Annotated in this window: 23 protein-coding genes; 15 read left to right on the forward strand and 8 right to left on the reverse strand. The window is 48.6% G+C overall.

The annotated features are described in order from the left end of the window. Positions 1-48 precede the first annotated feature (48 nt). From MHN33_RS19665 to MHN33_RS19680, 4 genes are read left to right on the forward strand one after another with little or no spacing between them, the layout of a single operon-like run. Positions 49-834, forward strand: coding sequence for a ParA family protein (locus MHN33_RS19665; protein WP_239400568.1), 786 nt, complete (start codon positions 49-51; stop codon positions 832-834). Beyond that, positions 827-1,639: a chemotaxis protein CheW gene (locus tag MHN33_RS19670; protein WP_239400570.1), complete on the forward strand. Its 813-nt coding sequence runs from the start codon at positions 827-829 to the stop codon at positions 1,637-1,639. Before MHN33_RS19665 ends, MHN33_RS19670 begins: the two co-directional genes overlap by 8 nt. A 24-nt stretch (positions 1,640-1,663) precedes the next feature. After that, positions 1,664-2,161, forward strand: coding sequence for a chemotaxis protein CheW (locus MHN33_RS19675; RefSeq protein WP_010385708.1), 498 nt, complete (start codon positions 1,664-1,666; stop codon positions 2,159-2,161). Positions 2,162-2,164: 3 nt separating this feature from the next. Beyond that, positions 2,165-2,593, forward strand: coding sequence for a DUF2802 domain-containing protein (locus MHN33_RS19680; RefSeq protein WP_239400572.1), 429 nt, complete (start codon positions 2,165-2,167; stop codon positions 2,591-2,593). A 234-nt stretch (positions 2,594-2,827) separates the two neighbouring features. Here MHN33_RS19680 and MHN33_RS19685 read toward each other — a convergent pair whose 3' ends face one another. The 6 genes from MHN33_RS19685 to MHN33_RS19710 form a co-directional block, all read right to left on the reverse strand. Beyond that, entirely contained in the window at positions 2,828-4,987 is a 2,160-nt protein-coding gene (locus MHN33_RS19685) for an ATP-binding protein (RefSeq protein WP_239400574.1), read from the reverse strand. Between the two features lie 97 nt (positions 4,988-5,084). After that, positions 5,085-5,783, reverse strand: a complete 699-nt coding sequence (locus tag MHN33_RS19690) for a hypothetical protein (RefSeq protein ID WP_239400576.1) — start codon at positions 5,781-5,783, stop codon at positions 5,085-5,087. 73 nt (positions 5,784-5,856) lie between these two features. Next, positions 5,857-6,234 carry a hypothetical protein gene (locus MHN33_RS19695; protein ID WP_239400578.1) on the reverse strand — a complete coding sequence of 126 codons (378 nt, stop codon included), beginning with the start codon at positions 6,232-6,234 and terminating at the stop codon, positions 5,857-5,859. A 249-nt stretch (positions 6,235-6,483) separates the two neighbouring features. Further along, a complete protein-coding gene (locus MHN33_RS19700) occupies positions 6,484-6,780 on the reverse strand; it encodes an EscU/YscU/HrcU family type III secretion system export apparatus switch protein (RefSeq protein WP_239400580.1) in 297 nt (98 codons plus the stop codon). Between the two features lie 97 nt (positions 6,781-6,877). After that, positions 6,878-8,869, reverse strand: a complete 1,992-nt coding sequence (locus MHN33_RS19705; protein ID WP_239400582.1) for an amidohydrolase family protein — start codon at positions 8,867-8,869, stop codon at positions 6,878-6,880. 124 nt (positions 8,870-8,993) lie between these two features. Beyond that, positions 8,994-11,663 carry a flagellar hook-length control protein FliK gene (locus MHN33_RS19710; protein WP_239400584.1) on the reverse strand — a complete coding sequence of 890 codons (2,670 nt, stop codon included), beginning with the start codon at positions 11,661-11,663 and terminating at the stop codon, positions 8,994-8,996. A gap of 104 nt (positions 11,664-11,767) precedes the next feature. On the opposite strand from MHN33_RS19710, the gene ccmA reads away from it, so the two are divergent. The 11 genes from ccmA to MHN33_RS19765 all read left to right on the forward strand — a co-directional run bounded on the left by ccmA (position 11,768) and on the right by MHN33_RS19765 (position 20,076). Further along, a complete protein-coding gene (gene ccmA / locus MHN33_RS19715) occupies positions 11,768-12,391 on the forward strand; it encodes a cytochrome c biogenesis heme-transporting ATPase CcmA (RefSeq protein ID WP_239400586.1) in 624 nt (207 codons plus the stop codon). Next, positions 12,391-13,077: a heme exporter protein CcmB gene (gene ccmB, locus MHN33_RS19720; RefSeq protein WP_239400588.1), complete on the forward strand. Its 687-nt coding sequence runs from the start codon at positions 12,391-12,393 to the stop codon at positions 13,075-13,077. The genes ccmA and ccmB overlap by 1 nt, the downstream gene beginning before the upstream one ends. Before the next feature lies 1 nt (position 13,078). Next, positions 13,079-13,816: a heme ABC transporter permease gene (locus MHN33_RS19725; protein WP_239400590.1), complete on the forward strand. Its 738-nt coding sequence runs from the start codon at positions 13,079-13,081 to the stop codon at positions 13,814-13,816. Between the two features lie 2 nt (positions 13,817-13,818). After that, positions 13,819-14,022, forward strand: a complete 204-nt coding sequence (ccmD, locus tag MHN33_RS19730) for a heme exporter protein CcmD (RefSeq protein WP_239400592.1) — start codon at positions 13,819-13,821, stop codon at positions 14,020-14,022. Next, on the forward strand, positions 14,019-14,498 hold the full coding sequence (gene ccmE / locus MHN33_RS19735; RefSeq protein WP_239400594.1) for a cytochrome c maturation protein CcmE: 480 nt from the start codon (positions 14,019-14,021) through the stop codon (positions 14,496-14,498). Before ccmD ends, ccmE begins: the two co-directional genes overlap by 4 nt. Before the next feature lies 1 nt (position 14,499). Then, positions 14,500-16,455 (forward strand): heme lyase CcmF/NrfE family subunit, encoded by a 1,956-nt coding sequence (locus tag MHN33_RS19740; RefSeq protein WP_239400596.1) that lies wholly within the window; start codon positions 14,500-14,502, stop codon positions 16,453-16,455. Next, on the forward strand, positions 16,455-17,027 hold the full coding sequence (locus tag MHN33_RS19745) for a redoxin family protein (protein WP_239400598.1): 573 nt from the start codon (positions 16,455-16,457) through the stop codon (positions 17,025-17,027). The genes MHN33_RS19740 and MHN33_RS19745 overlap by 1 nt, the downstream gene beginning before the upstream one ends. Then, positions 17,024-17,497: a cytochrome c-type biogenesis protein gene (locus MHN33_RS19750; RefSeq protein ID WP_239400600.1), complete on the forward strand. Its 474-nt coding sequence runs from the start codon at positions 17,024-17,026 to the stop codon at positions 17,495-17,497. The genes MHN33_RS19745 and MHN33_RS19750 overlap by 4 nt, the downstream gene beginning before the upstream one ends. A gap of 5 nt (positions 17,498-17,502) precedes the next feature. Next, complete coding sequence (gene ccmI / locus MHN33_RS19755) at positions 17,503-18,768, forward strand: c-type cytochrome biogenesis protein CcmI (RefSeq protein WP_239400626.1); 1,266 nt, start codon at positions 17,503-17,505, stop codon at positions 18,766-18,768. After that, positions 18,769-19,500: a VacJ family lipoprotein gene (locus MHN33_RS19760; RefSeq protein WP_239400602.1), complete on the forward strand. Its 732-nt coding sequence runs from the start codon at positions 18,769-18,771 to the stop codon at positions 19,498-19,500. It abuts the gene before it with no gap. A gap of 246 nt (positions 19,501-19,746) precedes the next feature. Beyond that, a complete protein-coding gene (locus MHN33_RS19765) occupies positions 19,747-20,076 on the forward strand; it encodes a hypothetical protein (protein ID WP_239400604.1) in 330 nt (109 codons plus the stop codon). A 213-nt stretch (positions 20,077-20,289) separates the two neighbouring features. Here the strand turns inward: MHN33_RS19765 and MHN33_RS19770 are convergent, their stop codons facing one another. Together MHN33_RS19770 and MHN33_RS19775 are read right to left on the reverse strand one after the other, a co-directional pair. Continuing rightward, positions 20,290-20,811, reverse strand: coding sequence for a hypothetical protein (locus MHN33_RS19770; protein WP_239400606.1), 522 nt, complete (start codon positions 20,809-20,811; stop codon positions 20,290-20,292). Further along, the gene (locus MHN33_RS19775) at positions 20,802-22,199 is read right to left on the reverse strand and encodes a hypothetical protein (protein WP_239400608.1); all 1,398 of its coding nucleotides are present in this window, start codon (positions 22,197-22,199) and stop codon (positions 20,802-20,804) included. Before MHN33_RS19775 ends, MHN33_RS19770 begins: the two co-directional genes overlap by 10 nt. Positions 22,200-22,225: the final 26 nt, after the last annotated feature.

Below are 22,225 nucleotides of genomic sequence, written 5' to 3' on the forward strand. Positions count from 1 at the left end.
TATGCCCCAATGCGTGTCTGTGTTTGGCCGAAGGAATAAAAAAATAACGTGAAAATCTGGACGGTAGCGAATCAAAAAGGCGGGGTGGGTAAAACCACCACGACAGTGAGTCTCGGTGGGATCCTGGCGCTTCAGGGGAAGCGTGTATTGCTAATAGACACAGATCCGCATGCTTCATTAACATACTACTTTGGTATTGACTCGGAAGAGCTGGAAGTCAGTGTGTACGATATTTTTATTCGTGGCTCGAATATGGCTAGTGAAGAAATTCTTCAGGCGCTATGCCCCTCAACCATAGAAAACCTGGATATACTGCCGGCGACCATGGCCATTGCGACGCTTGATCGCAGCATGGGCAACCGTTCCGGTATGGGGCTGATTCTGAAAAAGGCACTTGCTAAGATCAGTGAGCACTACGATTATGCCATTTTAGATTGCCCACCTGTACTTGGTGTGCTGATGGTGAATGCGTTGGCTGCGAGCGAGCGTATTTTGATCCCGGTGCAAACCGAGTTCCTGGCGCTGAAGGGACTGGATCGTATGATGCGCACAATGTCATTAATGCAAAGTTCGCATTCCAAGCAATATCAATATACTATAGTGCCAACTATGTATGATAAGCGCACCAAAGCATCTCTCGAAGCCTATAAGTCTTTAGTAGAGACTTATCAGGACAAAGTCTGGCCTGGGGTGATCCCGGTTGATACCAAATTCAGAGATGCTAGTTTGGCGCAGCAAGTGCCAGTGCAATTTTGTCCAAAATCGCGTGGTGTCTATGCTTACCGTGCCTTATTAGAACATCTGGCAGAAGTAGATAGAGGTAGTAATGAGTAAGCATCTGTTTGCCAATGAACAGGTCATGAAACAGTATCTGGGTGCTTTATTACGCGAAGAAGAAGAAGACGAAGTCGCGTTAGCGCCGGTGGCTAAGTTGCTGGAGTCTGTGCCAGAGGCCAAAGACGAGCATGTTGCAACGCATAACGCCGTCTCCAGTTCAAAGGATGCCGTTACTGAAGCACCACCAGAGCAACCCGTTGTTGAGGCTCAGACTGAAACGGTTATACCTCAGGAAGTCACCGAGGATACACAAGTAATAACCCCGGCTGATGATCTTGAGATAACTGAAAATACTACTATTATCAAAGAAGAAGCAGAGCAGGCTGTGCCGGCTCGTGCGCGTGATGCGTATCTGGAAAACGAATTTCAGGCGTTGTTCTTCGAAGTCGCCGGGCTGACTTTGGCTGTCCCTTTGAAGTCGCTCGGGGGTATACATCAACTTACCGAAGTTAATCAATTGTTTGGTAAGCCAAAATGGTTTAAGGGGGTGATGCTTAACCGGGAAGAAAAACTCAACGTTGTGGATACAGCCCGTTGGGTGATGCCGGAAAAGTTCACTCCTGAGCTGGAAGAGAAGCTGGATTACCAGTACTTGATCATGCTGGGCGATAGCCAGTGGGGGTTGTTAGCCGAAAATCTGGTCAATAATATTACGTTAAAACCAGAAGACGTGAAATGGCGAACAGCCGATGGTAAAAGGCCATGGCTGGCGGGCGTCATTAAAGAAAAGATGTGCGCACTGATAGATGTTGAGAATTTAAATCGATTGCTAGAGCATGGCCTCGATAGCCGAGAGCAGTAACTAGCATCTAACTGGAGTAAAATCATGAGTCAAGAGAGAATACTTTCGGCTGATAAAAATGCAGATAGTAATGATGAAGTCCTTCAGTGGGTTACCTATAAGCTAGAGGATGAAACCTACGGCATTAACGTAATGCAGGTTCAGGAAGTATTACGCTATACCGAGATTGCCCCGGTACCGGGTGCGCCAACTTACGTGCTTGGGATCATCAATCTACGTGGTAACGTGGTTACTGTCATCGATACCCGCTCTCGCTTTGGGTTGCCAAGTTCAGAAGTCACCGACAACTCTCGGATCGTGATCATTGAAGCCGAAAAGCAGGTCGTTGGTATTCTGGTCGACAGCGTTGCGGAAGTGGTTTATCTGCGCAGCTCTGAGATTGATAGCGCGCCAAACATTGGTACTGAAGAGAGTGCTAAGTTTATTCAGGGCGTGTCTAACCGTGAAGGTGAGTTACTGATCCTGGTTGATTTGAACAAACTACTCAGTGATGATGAGTGGGATGAGTTGAGCCATATATAACCCGTGCAAGCAGTAACCCAAAACGAGATTTTATTGCTCCTGGTCATTGCCTCAAGCCTGCTATGTTTAGTGTGCTTGGGGTTTATTTTTGCACTGAGTAAAAAAGTACAACAACAAAATAATGAGCATGGCAAATTGCTTCAGCATGTGAAGCGAGAAAACGAACAAGTGGCTATTTTACGCAGTGAAATCGCCGAAGTGCGTGCCAGTGTATTGAGTATTGGCAAACGCCTGGTAGCCTGCGAGAACTACGCAAAGGATCTGGCCCAGCAACAGGCCGCGCAAAAGTATGACGATCCGGATGCGAAGATTTATTCTCGCGCAGTCAAAATGGTTGAACTGGGCGCAGACATAGAAGAGATCATGCGAGAGTGTGAACTACCCCGCGCAGAAGCCGAGTTGTTAATGTCCCTACACAATAAACAATCTTAGTGTTGTTCATCATCAGCCAACGATAAACAGACCCGTGTCTATGCCGTTGGCTGCTCATCATTATTTTTATACCAATTTCACTTAATACCTGTTCAATTTGACGCTAACTGTGTTAAATATTTCTCATTTAGAACCTTTACCTAAGGTATAAGTTCGCAAATTTTTGCCTGGTTACCGACTATATCTTCTCGCCTCAAAACAGAACACTTTATCAAGCAAATTGGTATAAGCTGTTTAGCTGAGCCTGGATTGCGGATGAAACTGGCTAGGTGCTATGCCATACTGTGCTTTAAAGCACAGACTAAAATAGCTTTGTGACGAGAAGCCACACTCAAAAGCAACCTGCGTAACACTCATGCCGTCTGACAGCATTTCCGCTCCTTTATTAAGTCTGAACTTTTTGACGTACTCAGAGAAAGTCTGACCTAACAGAGCTTTGAACTTCCTCTGTAGCTGTCGTTCGCTCATGGCAACTGTGGGTAAAATCGCTTTTATCGTTAAACTTTGATCTGCATAGTGTGCCGCTAACCATTGTTCCAACTGTTCAATAAATTGGGAGTCTTTGTCACTGATCCCGGCGTATCTTTCGGTTTGTTGTATTTTGGTGACCAGGGGGTTGCGCTGCTCGCCAATTCTTTGACTGATCAGACTGCGTATATTGAGTAAGTTAAGAATGCGAGTTCGCAGTCGTTCTGCGTTAAAGGGCTTGCTCATAAAGGCATCAATGTCCATTTTCCATGCCTGAATTTGGCTTTCTTCATCGCCTTTTGCGGTGAGCATCAGTATAGGAATGTGGCAGGTCGTGATCTCTTCACGTAGAAGTTGCGCAAATTGAAATCCATCTACTTTTGGCATCATCAGATCAGACAAAATGAGATCGGGTACATGCGTTTTTGCCAGGGCGAAGCCGCTTTCTCCCTCACTGGCAAACAACATTTGATACGAGCCACGAAGACAATCTGCCAGGTAAGATCGCATATCCGGGTTGTCTTCAACAATCAGGATACAAGGCTGGTGCTGTGTATTTTCGTCGGTGTTTTGTATCGCACTTGGTATGATTTGATGTCGCAAGTTTACTTGCTCCAGTGTAACTACGTCGCTTGTCTGCAAGGTACTGTCAATGTTGGGGTTTTTGCTGCTCAGTGGGAAGGTGACAGTAAACTGTGTTCCTGAAATACCATCGCTATGCACTGTGATTTGGCCCTGTGCCCGCTGTACCAGGTCTTTGACTAATGCAAGCCCAATGCCTGTACCTGCCACTGTGTTTGTCATAGATGTATCAAGACGTACAAAGCGCTCAAAAATACGCTGCTGGTCTTCCGGTGCGATACCAATGCCAGAATCACAGACGCTAAGCTGCACCTTATTAGTGGCCAGCGTACACTTTATCCGGATCTCGCTGCAAGGTTTTGAATATTTAATTGCATTGGATAGTAGATTACAGACAATGGCTTCGGCATCTTGCACTGCAATATCAACCAGGCAGTCAAAGTCTGTATCGCACTGAATCTCAATATGCTTTTCCCCAGCTACCGTACTAAAAGCCCCGCTTATTTGTTCTGCTAATGTGTTTAGCGCCAGAGTATGACTAGCTTCTGGCAGAATGAAATCAGACTTTGTCAGCTCCAAGGTTTGCTCTACTAATCTTTGCAGACGTTTAGCATTGGTCAGGATTTTTTGCAGGGGTTTCTGAGACTGTGTATCAGTACTTGCTATGATTGACTCAAGTGGACCAGTAATAAGTGTTAAAGGTGTTCTGAACTCATGGGATACGTTAGCAAAAAAGGTATTTTTCTTTGTAAGAGTCTCTTCTGTCAGCTGTACTTTCTCAGCCGCCATTTTAGCAATTTCCTGTTCCGCTTCTATTGTCGCATTGTAAAAATGAAAACAAGTGAGTCCCAGCGCCATAAAGGCAATGATCACATTGGATACATGAATATAGGGGAGTAGCTCAGCGTAGGCATAGGTGTACTCAATATCCTGAGCAAACAGGTAGCAGGCGACAAACAGGCCCATACACAACAAAGTACAGGTTATAATGCCCCACAAAGGTATTTTTCGGTAAAACAGAATGAAGGGGACTGCGGCCCATAAATAGTGCTGGAAACCTGGTGCCAGACCCAAGTATAGTACGACGACTGTAGAGTGAACCAGCACCTCTGCGACCATCAACAGCACCGCACCTGATGTGTTGTCAGTACGGTTTAAGCGAAGTGCGATATACCAGATAAGGGTGCTGAAGATTTCCAGTACAATCAACTCAGGGATCGCGAGAATGATAAAGTCGACAATCAGCAAAGCGTGTACAATCAGGCCCAGAATACCTACCGCATTGATAATGGTTTGCATCCGGGTATTGCTGACTGTGATGAAGGGATTTTGTGCAGCGTCCATAGTGTCTCAGCGATGAAATTCAGTAATTAATAAACAACCCAGAATAACATAGTCTGAAAGTGTGCAATAAAAGTGGATTACAGACAAAGATGCCTGGTCATTCTGATGAATAGGCTTTTACAGGCAAACGAGTATGCAGCATATTCAGCTGTTTTTCCGCTTCTTCTCTCACCCAAAGGGTTAAACCATAATTGGCCAGATAGCTCAGATGCGATTCAATTTCAGGTGCATCCTTGATTTCCAGCAACCTTATTAATGCTTCCTCCTGAACATCTTCGTATTGTGACGTTAAATAAGGTATGAGTGCTTCGAGATGCTCAGGTTGTAGTACATTTTCCAGTAAGATCAGTAAGTCTTCTTGCTGCAGTGCATCTAGGGACTGTGACTGGTGCAGAATTTTATTCGTATGCTCAAAGAGTAACTCTGGTTGTTTTAAGAGTAATGCTTGCTCAGTTAAGGTTAACAAAACATGTGGCTGCTCTGTCGAGTGCAAGCGTTTGTTTAACTCAATTTTCAAACTTACGAGTGCCTGACTAACCAGTTGAGTGGAAGAGGCTGCTTCGAGTTGTGTTGCTTGTGAAACCGGTGTTATCTGGGGCTGCGTACCAATACTGATTGGTACCTGTAATTGTGGTTGATGCGTAATGTGGCCTTCATTGGGAGATTGCTCAGCACTGTGACACATCCGATTATAAAGGTTTTGCGCAACGGGTTGCGGGTCGGACGTCACCCAGACAAGTGCCATCAGTCCATGAATAATCAGGCTAGTTGCTGCGACAAATGCGACTTTGCTCATAATGAATACTTACATTGAGTTCGATTGAGTTACACGAGGAAGCACATTGAAGGGCTGCCCCGTGTTATGGTTGCTAGCACTCGGGCTCATTTTTGCTCACAGAGGCATAAAAATAGTTTTGCATGTTGCCATGTCGGGTAATGTCCAGTTTCAGCCATTTACGTTTGCCAATTTTCCCCTTGCGATAACTAAACCGTGTGTCCTGTACTTCAAAGCGGCAGCGATTTGAATCACATTTTAATTGTGCAGTCTCTCCGGATTTAACCTGTTTTTTACTGTGAGGAGAAAACATCGAGCTGTCTGAACTGTTATAAGATGCCACTTGCACCCATTCAATGTTTGTACAGTTTTTAACTCTAAAACGTTTCGCTTCCGCAGGAGCGGAAGTCGCCAGAATACCCAAAGCGCCAATCACCAGCGCCGAATTCATTAATAGTTTGATGTGTGACATGGTATTTTCCTCTACCGTTTTTGCCTTAAATGATCTGTCCGACGGGACGGTGAAATGGTAGGTTAGCAGAGGGGGCTGGGGCATTAACGGGGGCGACAAAGTCAGTCAGATAAACGACAGGTAAGGGGGGAATAATTATATATGTCAGTATATTAAATTAAATGTCAGGAATTTATATGTGGGCCAAGACGGCTAATCATTAGCCTGCAGAAGCTTGCGGCCAAAACATATTGTATGGAAATCGTGTACTCAGGCTTTGATATTCAATTTGCCCTGAAAGTGTTTCCAGCCGGGGGGAAATTTGCCGCGCAGTACGTAAGAGAACGCGATTAGCTCTGCAATCACGTAATAGAGTTCTTTGGGTATTTCTTCGTGCAGGTCGAGCTGGCTGAGTGTCTGGACCAAAGTGGCATCTTCATGGATCATGATGTCTTTTTCTTTTGCGAGTGTAATGATCTCTTCGGCGAGTTCGCCAAAGCCCTTACAGACGACTTCGGGTGACTTACCAGCTTCATATAACAGGCCAATGGCGGTTTTTTGTTCCACGGAGCTTATCTACTTTGACTTCACTTATACCAAATTAGCATGTAACTCGTTGGGACACCAGCCGTTAAACGCCCTACCTGAGTAGGGCATAGCGGGATTAAATCTGATGACACAACCTGCCATTTACCCAGGTCTGACGGACCGGCACATCTCTCAGTCCGACTGCGGGGCGTGTTAAGGGATCTTCATCCAGAATAACCAGGTCGGCCTGTTTACCAACCACCAATTCACCGATGAGATGATCCATATGACATTGCCAGGCTGCATCATAGGTCGCCGCGCGCAGGGCCTGAGCCATGGTGGCACATTCTTGCTCATTGAGAACAGGAGGATGGCCATTTTGGTAGGCCTCCTCTGGCGCGTCTTCCATCATACGGGTTACGGCTTGCTCCATCATACGCAATGGACCAATTGGAGAAACAAAGTGGTCGCTGTGCAAGGTATAACGTAGTGCGTTTTGACTGGCGGAGGCGGTGCGATCGAGATGTTCGACAACGCTCTGCTGAGGAAACACCTTATGCTTGAAGGTATAACCCCAGTAGCCCACATGCCCGATCAAAAAGCTTGGTGACAGACCAAGGTAGTTCATATCAGCCAGGTTTTGGTCGCTCAGTAAAGAAGCATGCTCGATGCGATGGCGTTTTTCCAGGCCCGCTTTTTCCTGGTTATGAAGCACATCACGATATGCCATGATGGTGTTGTCTATGGCATGTGTTCCATTAGCGTGGATCATCAGCGGCCAGCCCCGCTTATCTAATTTGCCCACCAGCGCCAGAAACGGAGACTCTGCCTTTGCAGCCGCTTCATCATCCGGCGGGTTGAAATTCCATACGCCATAGGGGAATGCATCGTTAATATTACTGTCCGGGAATTGATACTTGGTGAGCTGATATCCGGTCAGGCCCTGGTTAGAGCCATCGCTGACGATTTTGGCATGGGCAATATTGAACCAGTCCGTATGGTAATGGGCGGGTTCGGATGGCGTGATTTTGCTCCACTGATCAGCTGTTGTATAGAATAACGCACCGCCAAGGCGCAACCCGGCAAGGCCGCTGCTGGCCATTTTACTTAATATCTCCAGTTCAGCGTTTTTCAAAGAGGCACCGAGGGCTGCATCCCACATTAAGGTAACACCTCGTGATAACGCGAGTTTAAAGATCTTTTGTAAATTACCAAACAGCTCGGTAATGCCCTGAGGGTGCTCCACAAAGTACTGCTCCAGTGCGACCTTGATCACCGGACCAATTTGATCCGATTCGAGTAAGATACCATTTTCGTTGACGGGCAACTCACCTGATTTCTGTGCGTGTTGCACAGCTTTAAGCGCATTGGTATTGACGTAAGCGACATGGCCTGATGCATTCATAATAAAAATACAGATATCATCGTCTTTACCCGAACGCGCTTGCGTGCTGATGTCATCCAGCTCAGCGCTGTTGAAATCCTCCCAGGGCGTTGGACTGACAGAGCCGTCCGCAGGCGTTGTCGTGATTGGGTTAAACTGGCTGGGGTCGACACCAAAGGCTAAAAGCCATTTGCGACGAGAGGGAAGTGCTTTTGCCGCTTTGAGTAACAGCTTAGACACAGACTCCTTGTTGTAGTCTTTGCCGATTAAGTACTGATCATTGTTATCTCCGCCACTTTCAACCCCTTCTCTGAACGGTGCGAGCTGCAGCCAGGCGTTAAAAGATGCCGTGGGAGTCAGGTGAACATGCGGTTCAATCAGCCCGGGTAACATACAGGCCCCTTGTAAATCTTCGGAGTCGGCGTGTGGGTACTGGTTTTGACAGTCAGTCAGGCTACCCGTATGGACTATTTGCCCATGCTCAATGACCACGGCGTCAACCGTCTTGGTGACATCACCATTTTCGAGGGTACGAATGGTGCCGCCGTAAAAAATCTTGTGCTGCTGGGGCGGTCTGTCAAACTGATTGGCAATGTAATCATCAATGTAGTGTTCTGCGGCAATCAGTAGTTTATCAAGAGCGAAAATCCCCTTTGCTGAATGGCTGTGATCGCCTTGTACGGCATGGCCAAACAACTGGTAGTTACAACAGGCACAGCCAAGATGTGGATGGTGCGAAGACATAGCGTTCTCCTTTGCATATGTGATGTAGTGTCAGGCAAGTCATACTTGCGCTACAACTGTAGAACATATGGTCAAAAGCGAAAGGAGCCCGGTTGATCGTCAATGTAGATGAGTAAAATTTGGGTTACACCTGAATACTCACGATGGCGTGGCTGTCATAAAAACGTTTTACCTGAGAGGCATCTTCGCGCAGTTCTATTTCACCAACCTGAAGACCATGTGCGGCCAGCTTACTGCGTAGCGCATCCAGATGCGGCTGGGCCAGCTGGCAAACCGACGCGCTGTCACCAACAATCTCGCAATCGACGGCTTTGTCCATCAACTCAGCTTGCACACTTAGCTGGCCAAGTTTTGCATAGTCGAAGTTAAGCCGCACAAACCAGACTTGTTTTTCCGGCATATTGGCTTTGGCCGGTTTTTTGTATTTACCAATCTGAAGCTCGCTCTGGCGACATTCCTGTGGCAACTTGAGGGGCATAAACAAATTAATCAGTAACTGACTTTCACTGTCAAATTTTTGTGCCAGCGGCGGTGGGCTGGCATTATTGGCCAGGTTGTTCTGTAACAGCGCCAGGTCATCCATCAGACGAGACTGGGCTTGCTGGGTCACCGCCTGAATAAACTGCCCGGGTGCAGAGAGTTTAGTGCCGGGTTGCAGGGTTTCGACCAGGGTTGCAACGCGCTGTTCCAGACTGGTTTGCGGTGGTAAGTCCTGGGCTTTGGCTGTAAGTTGGGTACCCAGTAAAGTCACTATGAGCTTATCCAGTGCCTGCGCAAAGCTATTGTTTGGTAAAGTGGGCTGGATCTGGCTGGCAAGCGCCGGCAGCCGGGCAAACAGTTCATGACTGACCTGCTCCGGGGAGTGGCGCGTTTCGTCCATCATTTTACTAAAGGCCTGATGCACCAGGCGCATCAGGTCGGCCGATTGGGGACTGCGAAATTGCTGCGTTGCAGACAGGGTTTCACTGAGCTGCTGTTGCAGTGGGGGGCCTGATTGTGCCGGGGTTGCTTCTATCTGGCGCAGTGTTTTGCTCAGGATCTGGGCGATTGGCAGAGATAAACTGGGTTTGGCCGACGCTGCCTGCTCAGCTTTTGCCGAGCTCATTTGGCTTGGCTGGCTCTCTGCGGGTCTACCTGCAGCTTCGGGCGCAACAGATTTACCAGCAGAGCCTTGCTCCAAAGTCAGCGTCTGTTGCAATTGTGGGCTTATGAGCTGTTGCGCGCTATAAGGTTTTGGTAGCTGAGGGACCACGGCTGCGAATACCTGCTGTAGCAGTGCCAGTCGCTGAGAAAAGGCATTGGACAGCTGAGGTGAAGAGGGCGTCGGAATTATTGCTTTATCCGTTGCTACAGAGGGCGCTGGCTGAGCCCCTTTAGGTGTTGCAGCTGCAGCAGGAACCTGTGCTGGTGAGACCAATGGCGTTTGTGATGATGCCTTAATGAGTTTGCTTGGTTCGGTTGTCGCCGCTGAGGCTTGCGTCGCACCGGTACTGCGTTCAGTAACGGGTCCAGCAGGCGGCGCGGATGGTGTCTGTAGAATACCTTTTGGGGCGCCCTGTTTATTTATGTTAGTGAATACTTGCTCTATATTGTCCAGTAGCTGGAGTAGTGGCTGGCTATGTAGAGGCGCCATGTTTTTTAAGACCAGTGCGGCAGGGCTGGATGTCATTTGGGATAAAGCGGCACGTGGTGGGGGCGACACCTGCGTTATATTTTGCCCGGCTCCCGTCATAGCAGGCTGAGCTGATGTGGTATTCTGTGTTTTAAGTACCGTCGTAGCTGATTGTGGCACAGATAAAGTGAAAAACGGCCGTGACAACCACTGTCCAATGGCTTGTTTGACCGTCTGTTTGATGTCCGCCATCGACACATTGAGCAAAGGTTTGTCGTAGCTGAGTGTTGATTTACTGTCAGGTGCAGGGCTAATGGCTTTCTCCAGCTCGGCGGCGAAACGGTGTGTGGCCAGTTTGGGCAGTGCCTGCTGTAAAGGCGTGGCCAGTTTTACCTCAGTTGATTGCCTGGCTACGCCGATTTGTAATCCATCGGGCTGGGCTTTTAGCTGAGCATTGAACCAGCTGTTGAGCTTCAGCGCACCCTGGGCTTCTGGGGTCTTTACTTCAACCTGTTGGTTGGCAAGCTGTAATGTGGCGCTGCTGCGGCCAAGCTTAATCTTGGGTTGCTTCTGACTGCCAAGTTGCGCCAGTAAAGAAGTTAGTTTGTGTTTACTAACTGGTGCTTTCATCAGCTCATCGCCAAAGGCATTAAAAATCTGTAGCAGCAAGTTATTCTGCCGTGCACTGAGGTTGGCGATGAGTTTATTCTCTTGCTTGAGCAAGTCGGCCAGGGCTGGGGGAACCGGCAGCGCCAGGCCAATTTTTTCCAGTATTAAAGTCGGCTGATTGCTGCCCTTAAGCTGTGCATCCAGCTGCAAAGCGCTTTGTCCACCAAGCCCTTTGATGAGACTCAACAGGCTCAACAGAGTTTGCGCGGGTTTGATCTGTAGCTTCAGTTCTGGTGTGCTGACCGTCAGCAGTGTGCCGTCGGCACTGAGCTTGACCTCGGCTTCGGGTAATTTCAGCGGCTGCTGCAACTGGCTCTGACTGGCCAGTCGTACGCCTTGCCAGCGGCCATCTATAGTCACCTCCATTTGAATGCTGTCGGGTTTGATCACCAAATTGCGGGCATTAAAGGTCTGTTCTGTCGCTGCGGTGGGGTTTGCTGATGACCCGCGTTCATTCAGCTGTGATGTAGCCAAATGAGCATTGTTTTGAATAGAAATCGTCGGCTTATTCATTATTTTAAATCAAATTTTCGTTGATCGGTCGCATCCAATTATTCGTATTACCCTACCATTATGATAGACTAACGCCCAATTTTTTAGCGTCAGAGAGTCGCGCCTTGCTAGAGATTAAGTCCGTCACGTGTGTAAAACAGGACCGCTGTTTATTTGAGTCATTGAGTTTTTCGCTTCAGGCGGGTCAGATCATGCAAGTTGAAGGCCCAAATGGCGCAGGTAAAACGTCTTTATTACGTATTATTGCGGGTTTTGCCCGTGCCGATGCAGGCCAGATCTGTTTTGAAGGCCAGGACATCTGTCGGGATTACGACACCTTCGCTGAGTCTTTGTTGTTTATCGGGCACAAAACCGGCGTAAATCAGCAACTGACAGCCTATGAAAACGTTCAGTACTGGTTGCAAGTGCACGGTTACGGGGCAGGCGAAGATGAAATCTATACCTTGCTGGGTCAGCTTGGCCTGGTTGGGCTGGAAGATGTGCCTGTTCGGACCCTGTCCGCGGGACAGCAACGTCGGGTTGCACTGGTGCGGCTGTGGCTGAATAAAGCCCGTCTGTGGATCCTCGATGAGCCCTTTACCGCACTTGACAAAAAAGGCGTCGCGCTGCTGCAACGGCAGTTTGAATCGCATCTGGCAAATGGCGGCGCCATTTTACTGACCACCCACCAGGATCTGACGACTCAGTTCAGCTCCCTGAAAACCCTGGCTCTGGAGTACCGCCATTAATGAAGGTTGAGCATTCTTACTGGCATTTATTTGTCGCTGTTTATCGTAAAGATGTGACTTTGGCGTTTCGCCAGCGCGCCGAAATCGTAAACCCACTTCTGTTTTTTCTGATAGTTATTTCGTTATTTCCGTTGGCAATTGGACCCGAACCGGCCTTGCTGGGGCGCATGGCGGCAGGTATCATTTGGGTAGCCGCGTTGCTGTCGACCATGCTGGGTCTGGACAAGCTATTTCGCGATGATTATGCCGATGGATCGTTGGAGCAAATGATAGCTTCACCCTATCCTGTGTCTTTGTCTGTGCTGGCCAAAGTGGCTGCACACTGGACCATCACCGGATTGCCTATGGTGCTGATGGCACCTTTGTTTGCGCTGTTGATGAACCTCGACAGTCAGGCGCTAGGCGCAACCATTCTGACTTTGTTGATTGGAACGCCGTTATTAAGTTTTATTGGCGCCATAGGCGCCGCATTAACCGTGGGTCTGCAAAAAGGCGGTATTTTGATGAGTCTGCTTGTTTTGCCTTTGTATATCCCGGTTCTGATTTTCGCAACCTCTGCCATAGATACCGCCAGTATGTCGGTCGCTTATGGCGGACAACTTGCGATCCTTGGTGCCATGCTGGCCGTTGCCATTGTTACGGCGCCAATTGCCATATCGTCAGCTTTAAGAGTGAGTGTAAGTTAAAATGTGGAAGTGGTTACATCCCTATGCCAAAGCGGAGCGTGCTTACAAATTGTGTAACACCTTGCTTCCGTACTTTGTTACCGTGACGGCGGTCTGTATCGCCGTAGGATGGATCTGGGGCCTGGCATTTGCCCCGGCCGATTATCAGCAAAAGGACAGCTATCGCATTATCTTTATTCATGTGCCTTCGGCTATTTTGTCTATGGGGGCGTATTCGTCTATGGCCATTGCCGCAATCGTTGCGTTGGTATGGCAGCTCCGTAATGCTGAGCTGGCCGTGATAGCCATTGCGCCGGTCGGTGCCGCGATGACGGCCATTGCGCTTATCACCGGTGCTGCCTGGGGTAAACCTATGTGGGGTGCCTGGTGGGTCTGGGACGCACGGTTAACGTCTGAGTTGATCCTGTTGTTTTTGTATTTTGGTGTATTGTCTTTGTATCACGCCTTTGAGGACAAAAAGTCAGGTGGCAGAGCGGCCTGTATTCTGGCCATCGTAGGGGTGATCAATCTGCCTATCATCCATTTTTCTGTCGAGTGGTGGAACACCCTGCATCAGGGCTCTACCATCACCAAGTTTGATACATCTGCGATCGACTCGTCCATGTTGTGGCCGTTACTGATCAATATTCTGGGATTTGCCGCCTTTGTTGGCGCGCTGTCGCTGGTCCGTCTAAAAAACGAGATCCTTCAGGTAGAGAAGCACCGCCCCTGGGTGCGCCAGCTGGTTAGTCGAGGTTAAGTATGCAGTTTGAATCTTTGAGCGACTTTTTTCACATGGGCGGTTACGCCTTTTATGTATGGCTATCGTTTGGCAGCTGCGCCGCTATACTGCTGGGATTGGTATGGGCGTCATTAAACGATGCCAAGCGCATTAAGCGTGAAGTCGAAGCACAAATGAAGCGTGAAGCGCGCATCAAGCAGGCCCAAGAGGAGGCTAAAGCATGAACCCAAGACGTAAAAAACGCTTATTTGCTGTATTGGCCGTGGTGTTCGGGATCGGCTCAGCGGTGGGTCTGACCCTGTATGCGTTGCAGGAAAACATCAACCTTTTCTATACGCCCAGTGAGCTGATTGAAGGTAAAGGTCCTGAAAAAGAGCTGCCTTATATCGGGCAAAAGCTGCGCATCGGTGGCATGGTTGTACCTGGCAGTGTGAACCGAGAGGAAACGTCTCTGGATGTGACCTTTAAGCTCATTGACACCGGCCCAATGGTCACTATCAAGTACCACGGTATTTTGCCAGATTTGTTCCGTGAAGGTCAGGGCATTGTTGCTCAGGGTACATTGGTTGAACCGAATGTCATTGAAGCATTTGAAGTGCTGGCAAAACACGATGAAGAGTATATGCCAGCTGAGATCGCTGAGGCCGTGAAAGGGATCAAGCACGAAAAACCTAAATATAATTTAAACAGCGAGAACTAATATGATCCCTGAGATAGGTTATTTTTCATTGGTTCTGGCCATGGGCCTGAGCCTGCTGTTGTGTATTTTTCCTCTCTGGGGCGCTTATACCGGTAACCTGCGTCTGATGCGCACGGCCCCGTCACTGGCCGTGGGCCAGTGTTTACTGGTGTTATTTTCTTTTGGTGTGCTGATTTACATCACACTGACTGATGACTTTACCGTCGCTTACGTTGCACATCACTCTTCCAGTACCTTGCCATGGTACTACAAGGTTACATCGACCTGGGGTGGTCACGAAGGTGCGATCCTGTTGTGGCTGGTGATGCAGGCGAGCTGGACGGCGTTAGTTGCCATGATGTCTAAATCGCTGCCCTGGGTACTGCGTGCTCGCGTACTGGGTGTGCTGGGCTTTCTGGGTGTCGGCTTTATGCTATACACTTTGTGGATGTCGAGCCCGTTTGAGCGTTTGCTGCCTTATTACCCGGTTGAAGGCCGCGATTTGAACCCGCTGCTGCAAGACCCTGGCATGATCATTCACCCCCCTTTGCTCTATATGGGCTATGTGGGATTATCTGTGTCTTTCTCTTTTGCAATTGCCGCACTGTTAACTGGCAAGCTGGATAATACCTGGGCTAAATGGTCGCGTCCCTGGACCATGGCGGCATGGGGTTTTTTAACCTTAGGAATTACCATAGGTAGCTGGTGGGCTTATGCTGAACTGGGCTGGGGCGGCTGGTGGTTCTGGGATCCGGTTGAAAATGCCTCTTTGATGCCCTGGCTGGTGGCAACAGCATTACTGCACTCGCTGGCTATTACAGAGAAACGCGGCGTATTCAAATCCTGGACTGTATTGTTAGCCATTGCCGCATTTAGTTTGTGTCTGCTAGGTACCTTTATCGTTCGTTCTGGCATCATTGTATCGGTACACGCGTTTGCCACCGATCCGGATCGTGGTTTGTTTATTCTGTCTTTCCTGGCCTTAGTGGTGGGTGGAAGTCTGGCACTTTATGGGCTACGTGTGAGTCAGGTTTATAGCGAAGGTCGCTACAAGCTTGTGTCACGCGAAGTCGGGCTGTGGGTGAATAACATCTTCCTGGTCGTGGCAACCCTGATAGTATTGCTGGGAACGCTCCTGCCGATGATCCACAAAGAACTGGGACTGGGTTCCATCTCGATTGGTGTGCCTTTCTTTAACCAGATGTTTGCCATATTGATTGTACCGTTCGCCATCTTAATGGGCATGGCGCCTATGCTGCGCTGGAAACAGAACAAGTTGCCACCACTGGCTAAAAAATGGGCCGCTATTTTTGTTGCCACTATCGTGATCACCAGTACCTGGCTATTCTCCAGTTTTGATGACATCAGCACGCTGACCTATCTGGCTACCGGATTAGCGGTGTGGATCGGTATCGCGACTGTGGTAGACCTGGTTGAAAAAGTCAGTGTGCACCCAAGCACGGCTCAGGGTCTGAAACGTCTGGGCATGAGCTACTGGGCGATGGTGCTGGGTCATGTGGGTATTGCGTTTGTGATTGCCAGTGTGACGCTGACGTCAGCGTATTCTGTTGAACGCTCAGTGGTGATGACAAAAGGCGAAACTGCGACGTTGAATGAGTATGAGTATCGCTTTGAAGGGGTGAACGAGATCCGTGGGCCTAACTATGGCGGCCATGCCGGTGAAGTGACTGTGTTTAAAGATGGTGAGTATGTGACCTTATTACATGCAGAAAAACGTCTGTACGATGTGGGTATGCAGTTTATGACCGAGGCCGCGATTGATGATGGTTTCTTCCGTGACTTGTATCTGGCGCTCGGTGAGTCTATGGGCAATGGTGCCTGGTCACTGCGTATTTACCACAAGCCATACGTTCGCTGGATGTGGCTGGGCGGTGTTCTGATCTCCCTGGCGGGTTTTATTGTCCTGACCGATAAGCGTTATCGTCGCCGTAAGCAAATTTCTGTGGAGCACGCATAATGAACAAAAAGTTTTTAGGCCTGGTGCCACTGCTGATCTTTGTATTGTTGTGTGTGTTCTTGTATCAGGGTTTGTTTGGAAACCCCAGGGAACTGCAAACCGGCCGCCTGGGTCACACCATGCCGGCGTTTGAGTTGCCTGACCTGATGGATGAGCAAAAGCGCTGGACCGATAAGGACCTGCTGGGTGAGGTATACCTGCTGAATGTGTGGGGCACCTGGTGTCCGACCTGCATTGCGGAGCTGGGTTATCTGACTGAGCTGCGCGAGCAGGGGGTGCGGATCATCGGTTTGTACTACGAGCAAGCCTATGATCCAGACTTTGGCGATCAGTTTGATATCAACTACCTGCGTGCCGACGTACAGCAAATGCTGTCGCGGGCAGGTGACCCTTATCAGTTTAATATTCTCGATCTGGAGCGCACACTGGCGCTCGATTTAGGGGTCTCCGGTGCGCCGGAAACTTTCCTGGTAGATAAGAACGGTAAGATTATTTTACACCACACCGGCGACATTAACCCGCGTGTATGGCGCAGCAAATTTGCTCCGGCAATTCAGGAGTTGCAACCATGAAAAAACTAATGCTGGCATTGGCATTACTGGCAGGCCTGTGGTCGCTCAGTGCCAACGCTGTTGAAGACAAATACCAGTTTAAAAACGCCGAACGAGAGCAGACCTTTAAAGAGCTGGTGCAGGAACTGAGATGTCCTAAGTGTCAGAACCAAAACATTGCGGATTCTGATGCAGTGGTCGCCAAAGACTTACGTGACCGCGTGCTGGACATGGTTCAGGAAGGCAAGTCTAAGCAAGAAGTTATCGACTTTATGATCGACCGTTACGGTTATTTTGTTCATTACCAGCCACCTGTCACACCTGCCACGATTGTATTGTGGGTCATGCCTGTGGTGATCCTGGTACTGGGTTTTGGCTTTATTTTATTCAGGCAGAAAAAAGCCGCCCGAAAGCAAAGCTGGAGTCCTGAAGATGAGCAAAAACTGGCAGAGCTAATCAAACAAAGCCAGCGTAAGGAGCGTAGTTCATGAATGACATGATGCAAATGTGGGGTATGTTTGCGCTTTTGACTGTGCTGGCGGCCTTATTCGTGGTGATGCCGTTTTTCCGTCGTGACAAGCTGGTCGCTGTGGACCACGATGCCAATGCCGAGCGCATTGACATCTATCAGCAACGTTTACAGGAGCTGGCGGAAGAGCTTGGTAATCAACGAATTGAACAGAGCACACATGATGAATCTGTGCTGGAGCTGAAGCGTCGACTACTGAACGAACTGTCACCGGAGCGTACACTCGACACGCGTGGTAACAACCTGGTACTGGCAGGCACCGGCGTCACGTTTTTGTTGGTGGTCAGTGCGGTATTCTATTCATTTACCGGTAGCCAGAAGCAAATTGCCGACTGGTATAAAGCCGTTGACATGTTGCCCGAGTATGGCCAGCGTGCGGTGATGCAAACGGGTGAGCCGCTCAGTCCCAATGAGCTTCAGGCATTTGCGCTGGGGCTGCGTACTAAGCTGGCAAACAGTGGCGACGACGCCGTAGCCTGGATGTTGCTGGGCCGTGTTGCTATGTCGCTAAACGATTTTGAAATGGCCATGCAGGCATTTGATAAAGCGCTGGCAATGCAACCAGACAACAGTAATGTGAAGGTCAGCTATGCCCAGGCGCTGCTGGTTGAAGGCTCAGAAAGTGCCATGAACCGTGCCGCACGTATGCTGTCTCAGGTACTGCAGCGTGAACCACGTAATATTGATGCAATTTCTTTGCTGGCCCTGATCGCCTATGAGCGCCAGGACTGGAAAGAGTCCAAAGCGGCCTTCGAAGTCCTGCTGGCGAGCATGACTCAGGATGACCCGCGTTATACGATGATCAAACAGCGTATCACCGATCTGGACGACAAGCTGAGTACAGAACAAGCTACACTGCCAGCGATACCGGCTGATGGACTACAAGTGACGGTGACGCTTGCGGATGAGCTGGTGGATAAAATCCCTGAGAATGCGACTTTATTTGTCTTTGCTAAAGCGGCGGAGGGCCCGCCAATGCCACTGGCGGTCGCTAAACTTACAGATTTTAACTTGCCATTAAGTGTCAACTTGGACGATAGTATGGCGATGATGCCTAACCTGAAGCTGTCAGGGTTCAAAGAAGTGGTTGTAACTGCACGTATTTCCGTGGATGGCAACGTGGTGTTGCAACCTGGTGAGTTAGAAGGCGTGACCCAGACCATCACTTTAACCCAAGAGGTGCAGCAGGTCGCGGTCACTATCAGTCGTGTTATAACCAGCACAGGAAGCTAAATGTATAAAAAAATTGTTGGCGCCACTTTGGCGCTAATTTTGTCCGGGTGTGCGCAAGTCCCCGAAGAAAAACAAGATCCCCGAGACCCGCTGCAGTCGCTCAACCGTCCGTTGTATGACTTTAATATGGATGTCCTGGATGCCTATATCTTACGTCCCGCGGCGAAAGGGTATATTGCCATTACACCGGCACCGGTGCGCAGCAGCCTGGTTAATTTCACCACCAACCTGGCTGCACCCACAGATGCCGTGAATGCTGCCTTACAGGCTAAACCGGGCGATGCCGGTGTGAATGTTGCGCGCTTTTTGGTGAACACAACCGTGGGTATTTTTGGTCTGTTTGACGTTGCCAAGACGCTGGGCCTGGAACACAAAGATGAAGACTTTGGTCAGACACTGGGTGTCTGGGGTGTTGGTGATGGTGCTTATCTGATGATCCCGGGATATGGTCCGTCAACGGCCCGAAACCTCACGGGTGATATCGTCGATAATGTTGTGCTGCCAGAAATCGCCTTGTCTACACCGCAAACTATTCTGGTATTTGCCCTGCGTGCCGTTGAGGCAAGAGCCAGTCTGATGTCACAGGAAAAACTCCTTAACGAGTCGCTCGACCCGTATATTTTCCTCAAAGATGTGTATTTTCAGCGCCAGCTGTATGAACTCCACGATGGCAACCCACCCGTTGAGGAGGAGCCAGAAGAGTTCGATGAGGATTTCCTTGAGAATTTGTAACCTTTAATCAAGCCGGTCAGCAATCACTGACCGGCTTTTCTTTGTTTTTGTTTACAAAACATTCCCTCTCTTTTGACTGAGCTCTGTGCCAGATATTTGCTGATTTGACCCAAAAGGGGTAACCTCACAATGTGAACAAAAAACAAACAAGGTGCTTTTTTGCACCTCGCCCGATGAGCGCAAAACTATCAAAAATGTGTTTAAAATTGGCTGTGGACTCAGTTCGTCGGGCATAAAAGGAGCTTAATGATGAAAAATTCAAATGCAGGTGCCATTGTCGTGTTTATTGTGGCGGCGTTACCCTGTCTGATAGGGGCATATCTGATTGGGGTAAAACACTGTATGTTTTTAATCGCGGGGTGGGATCCGCATAAATATCATAGCCATCACGCCATTGCGCAGATCTTTGGCTGGGGGTTGTTTGTTGGCGGGTTGATGATGAGTGCCGCAGCTTTGCTCGATTATCTTGGCCTGTTCGGTGAAGAGCAATCCGCTATCCTGATTTTGGCAGGCGCGGCGACTGTGATAGTGACGGGGTTTTACTGTAACGTTAAATTTCGTATCAAGCAGGGCTAATATTGGGTCGCTGTAGTGTTTACAGAAGCGACTCACTTCTGTGACAGAAGGGGACTGGTATAGCCAGGCCCCAAAACACTGTGAGCCAATGTGAACTGGTGTTTTTAATCTCACTGTACTTTAAAGTGGTATTTTCTCGGGAACATTCGCTCAGAGCAGCCCTTATTAAAGATGTGAGCATCGCAGAGTCGGCCTGTATCATGCTTGATCCTTTCAGGGCGCATGGAGAAAATCTATCGACCAGTTATCCGATAAGGGTTTAGAAAACTCGAAAGACTGTTGTGATTGTGACCAGTCAATCTGAGTAAGGTTATGACGCTTTGGATCAAATTGGACCTGGACATTAGTTTTAAAGGTAAAGTCATAAATTTGGCCAGAAGAACCCCACCAGTTATCCCAATATGTGAGAGACAACAGGCACCCTTGCTGAGTTCTTTCAATTCTCAGGTCATTCAATTTCAGAGCCTGAATACTGGCTATCAACTTGTCTCGCTCACCGTCGGTGAGCTGACTTAGCTTATGCTGAATCTGATTAAGGCGAAAGAAAACAAATCCAATATCGTATTTTTGCTGAAGCCCGCAGGCCAGCTGTTGAACAGCGGCAAACTTTTCCTGGTTGCGGAAATAAAATGTTTCTACCTCACTTAGCGGAGGCCTGGGCTCGACACAACCTGTGGATAACAGCGCGAGTATGGCGAGGCCAATGGGGCGTTTTCTGATTGGTATTAATGACACGGAATGATACCTCGCCAGTAAGTGCAACCTCCTCCGGTACATACCTGACCATACTGCGTGCAGAATTCAAAACCTCCACCGTAACCACCATAGCCACCATAGCCACCATAGCCACCGTAACCATCACCGCTGCCACCACTACCACCCGGGCTACCTGTGTCGCCACCTTCGTTTTCAGCATCTACGCTCGCCTGGTCATTGCAGGAGCTAGCGCTATTGTCAGATTTATTATTCTGATAGACTTCCTCTGCATACAAATATCCGCGTGTTTCCAGCGCCTCATCCCCGGGGCCATTACCGCTTTTGGTTACGAAATTAACTATGCCCTGTGAAAGAGTTGCAGCCATGTTATCTCCATTGGCGCTGCCATTCTGAATTGCCTGATAGGCCGCGGCATATCTATGTGTTGAGTCCAGTGAAAATCCATGAACCTGCATTACCGCACCATATATAAAGTTTCCCAAATCCTCGTTGCCAGCCCACGGGCTTTTTGGCGACTTCACATCCAGCGCCCCACCTGTTTGATGGTTTGTATAGAGGCGATAATAGGTCAACCCCAATGCAACTTCAGGCTTTGTAGCGAAAACTCCGTTTACAATTGTCTGCCACCTATCTTCCCGTCTTAGCAATTCGTTCAGGTTGAGCTGCTGGTGCTTGTTATCTTCATTTCGTCCGTATGGCATTGCTTCTGGAGGGCGATTACTATTATTGCACTGGCTGGCTTCTGCGGTTGTATTAGTTGCAGCAGAAGCGGTGGCACTTCTCGCCAGCGAGTACTGTGGTACTCTAGAAAATTGTGCCTTAGCTGTGGTGTTTTGTGACCTTAAAGATTGTGGTAATTCACCATGCAAATCAATGTAATATGCGACTGGATCAAAGTACGCGATAGGAATAGTAATGCCTCTATTGTATACAAAGGTCAGTTTATTTTTAAGGTCTCCCGGATCTTCTTTGTGAATAGCACGCAGGGAAATATAAATGATGTTCATTCCCTGGTCGTCATTACCGTGAATGATGTTAAATGTGTAGTGGTGATCTTTTGCACCGTATTGGCTGTCCGGAACTATGGTCAGCTTTGCATTCTTCCCACGCATACCAGATTTGGTAAAGTAAAAACCGTCTTGGTGTGTACGTCCGCTTTTTCTGAATCCATCTGTAGTAAAGGTGGTAGTATAAGCAATTTGATTGGGTGACGTGAAACCACTGATAACAGGGTCTGCAGCAATGATAACCTTATCGTTGCTAAAGTTCGAAAAGTCCAGGCACAGTGATAGCTCACTTTCTGCGGGTATCACATATTGTATTTGTTTATTTTCACTTAAAGTGCGGCACTCTGCTTGTGCAAAGCCTGACATGAGCAATAGAATTGCCGATAGTAGTATTTTCATGATCCTTATCCATACCCAAAAATAGG

Source organism: Pseudoalteromonas sp. OOF1S-7, assembly GCF_022347765.1.
GTDB lineage: Bacteria > Pseudomonadota > Gammaproteobacteria > Enterobacterales > Alteromonadaceae > Pseudoalteromonas.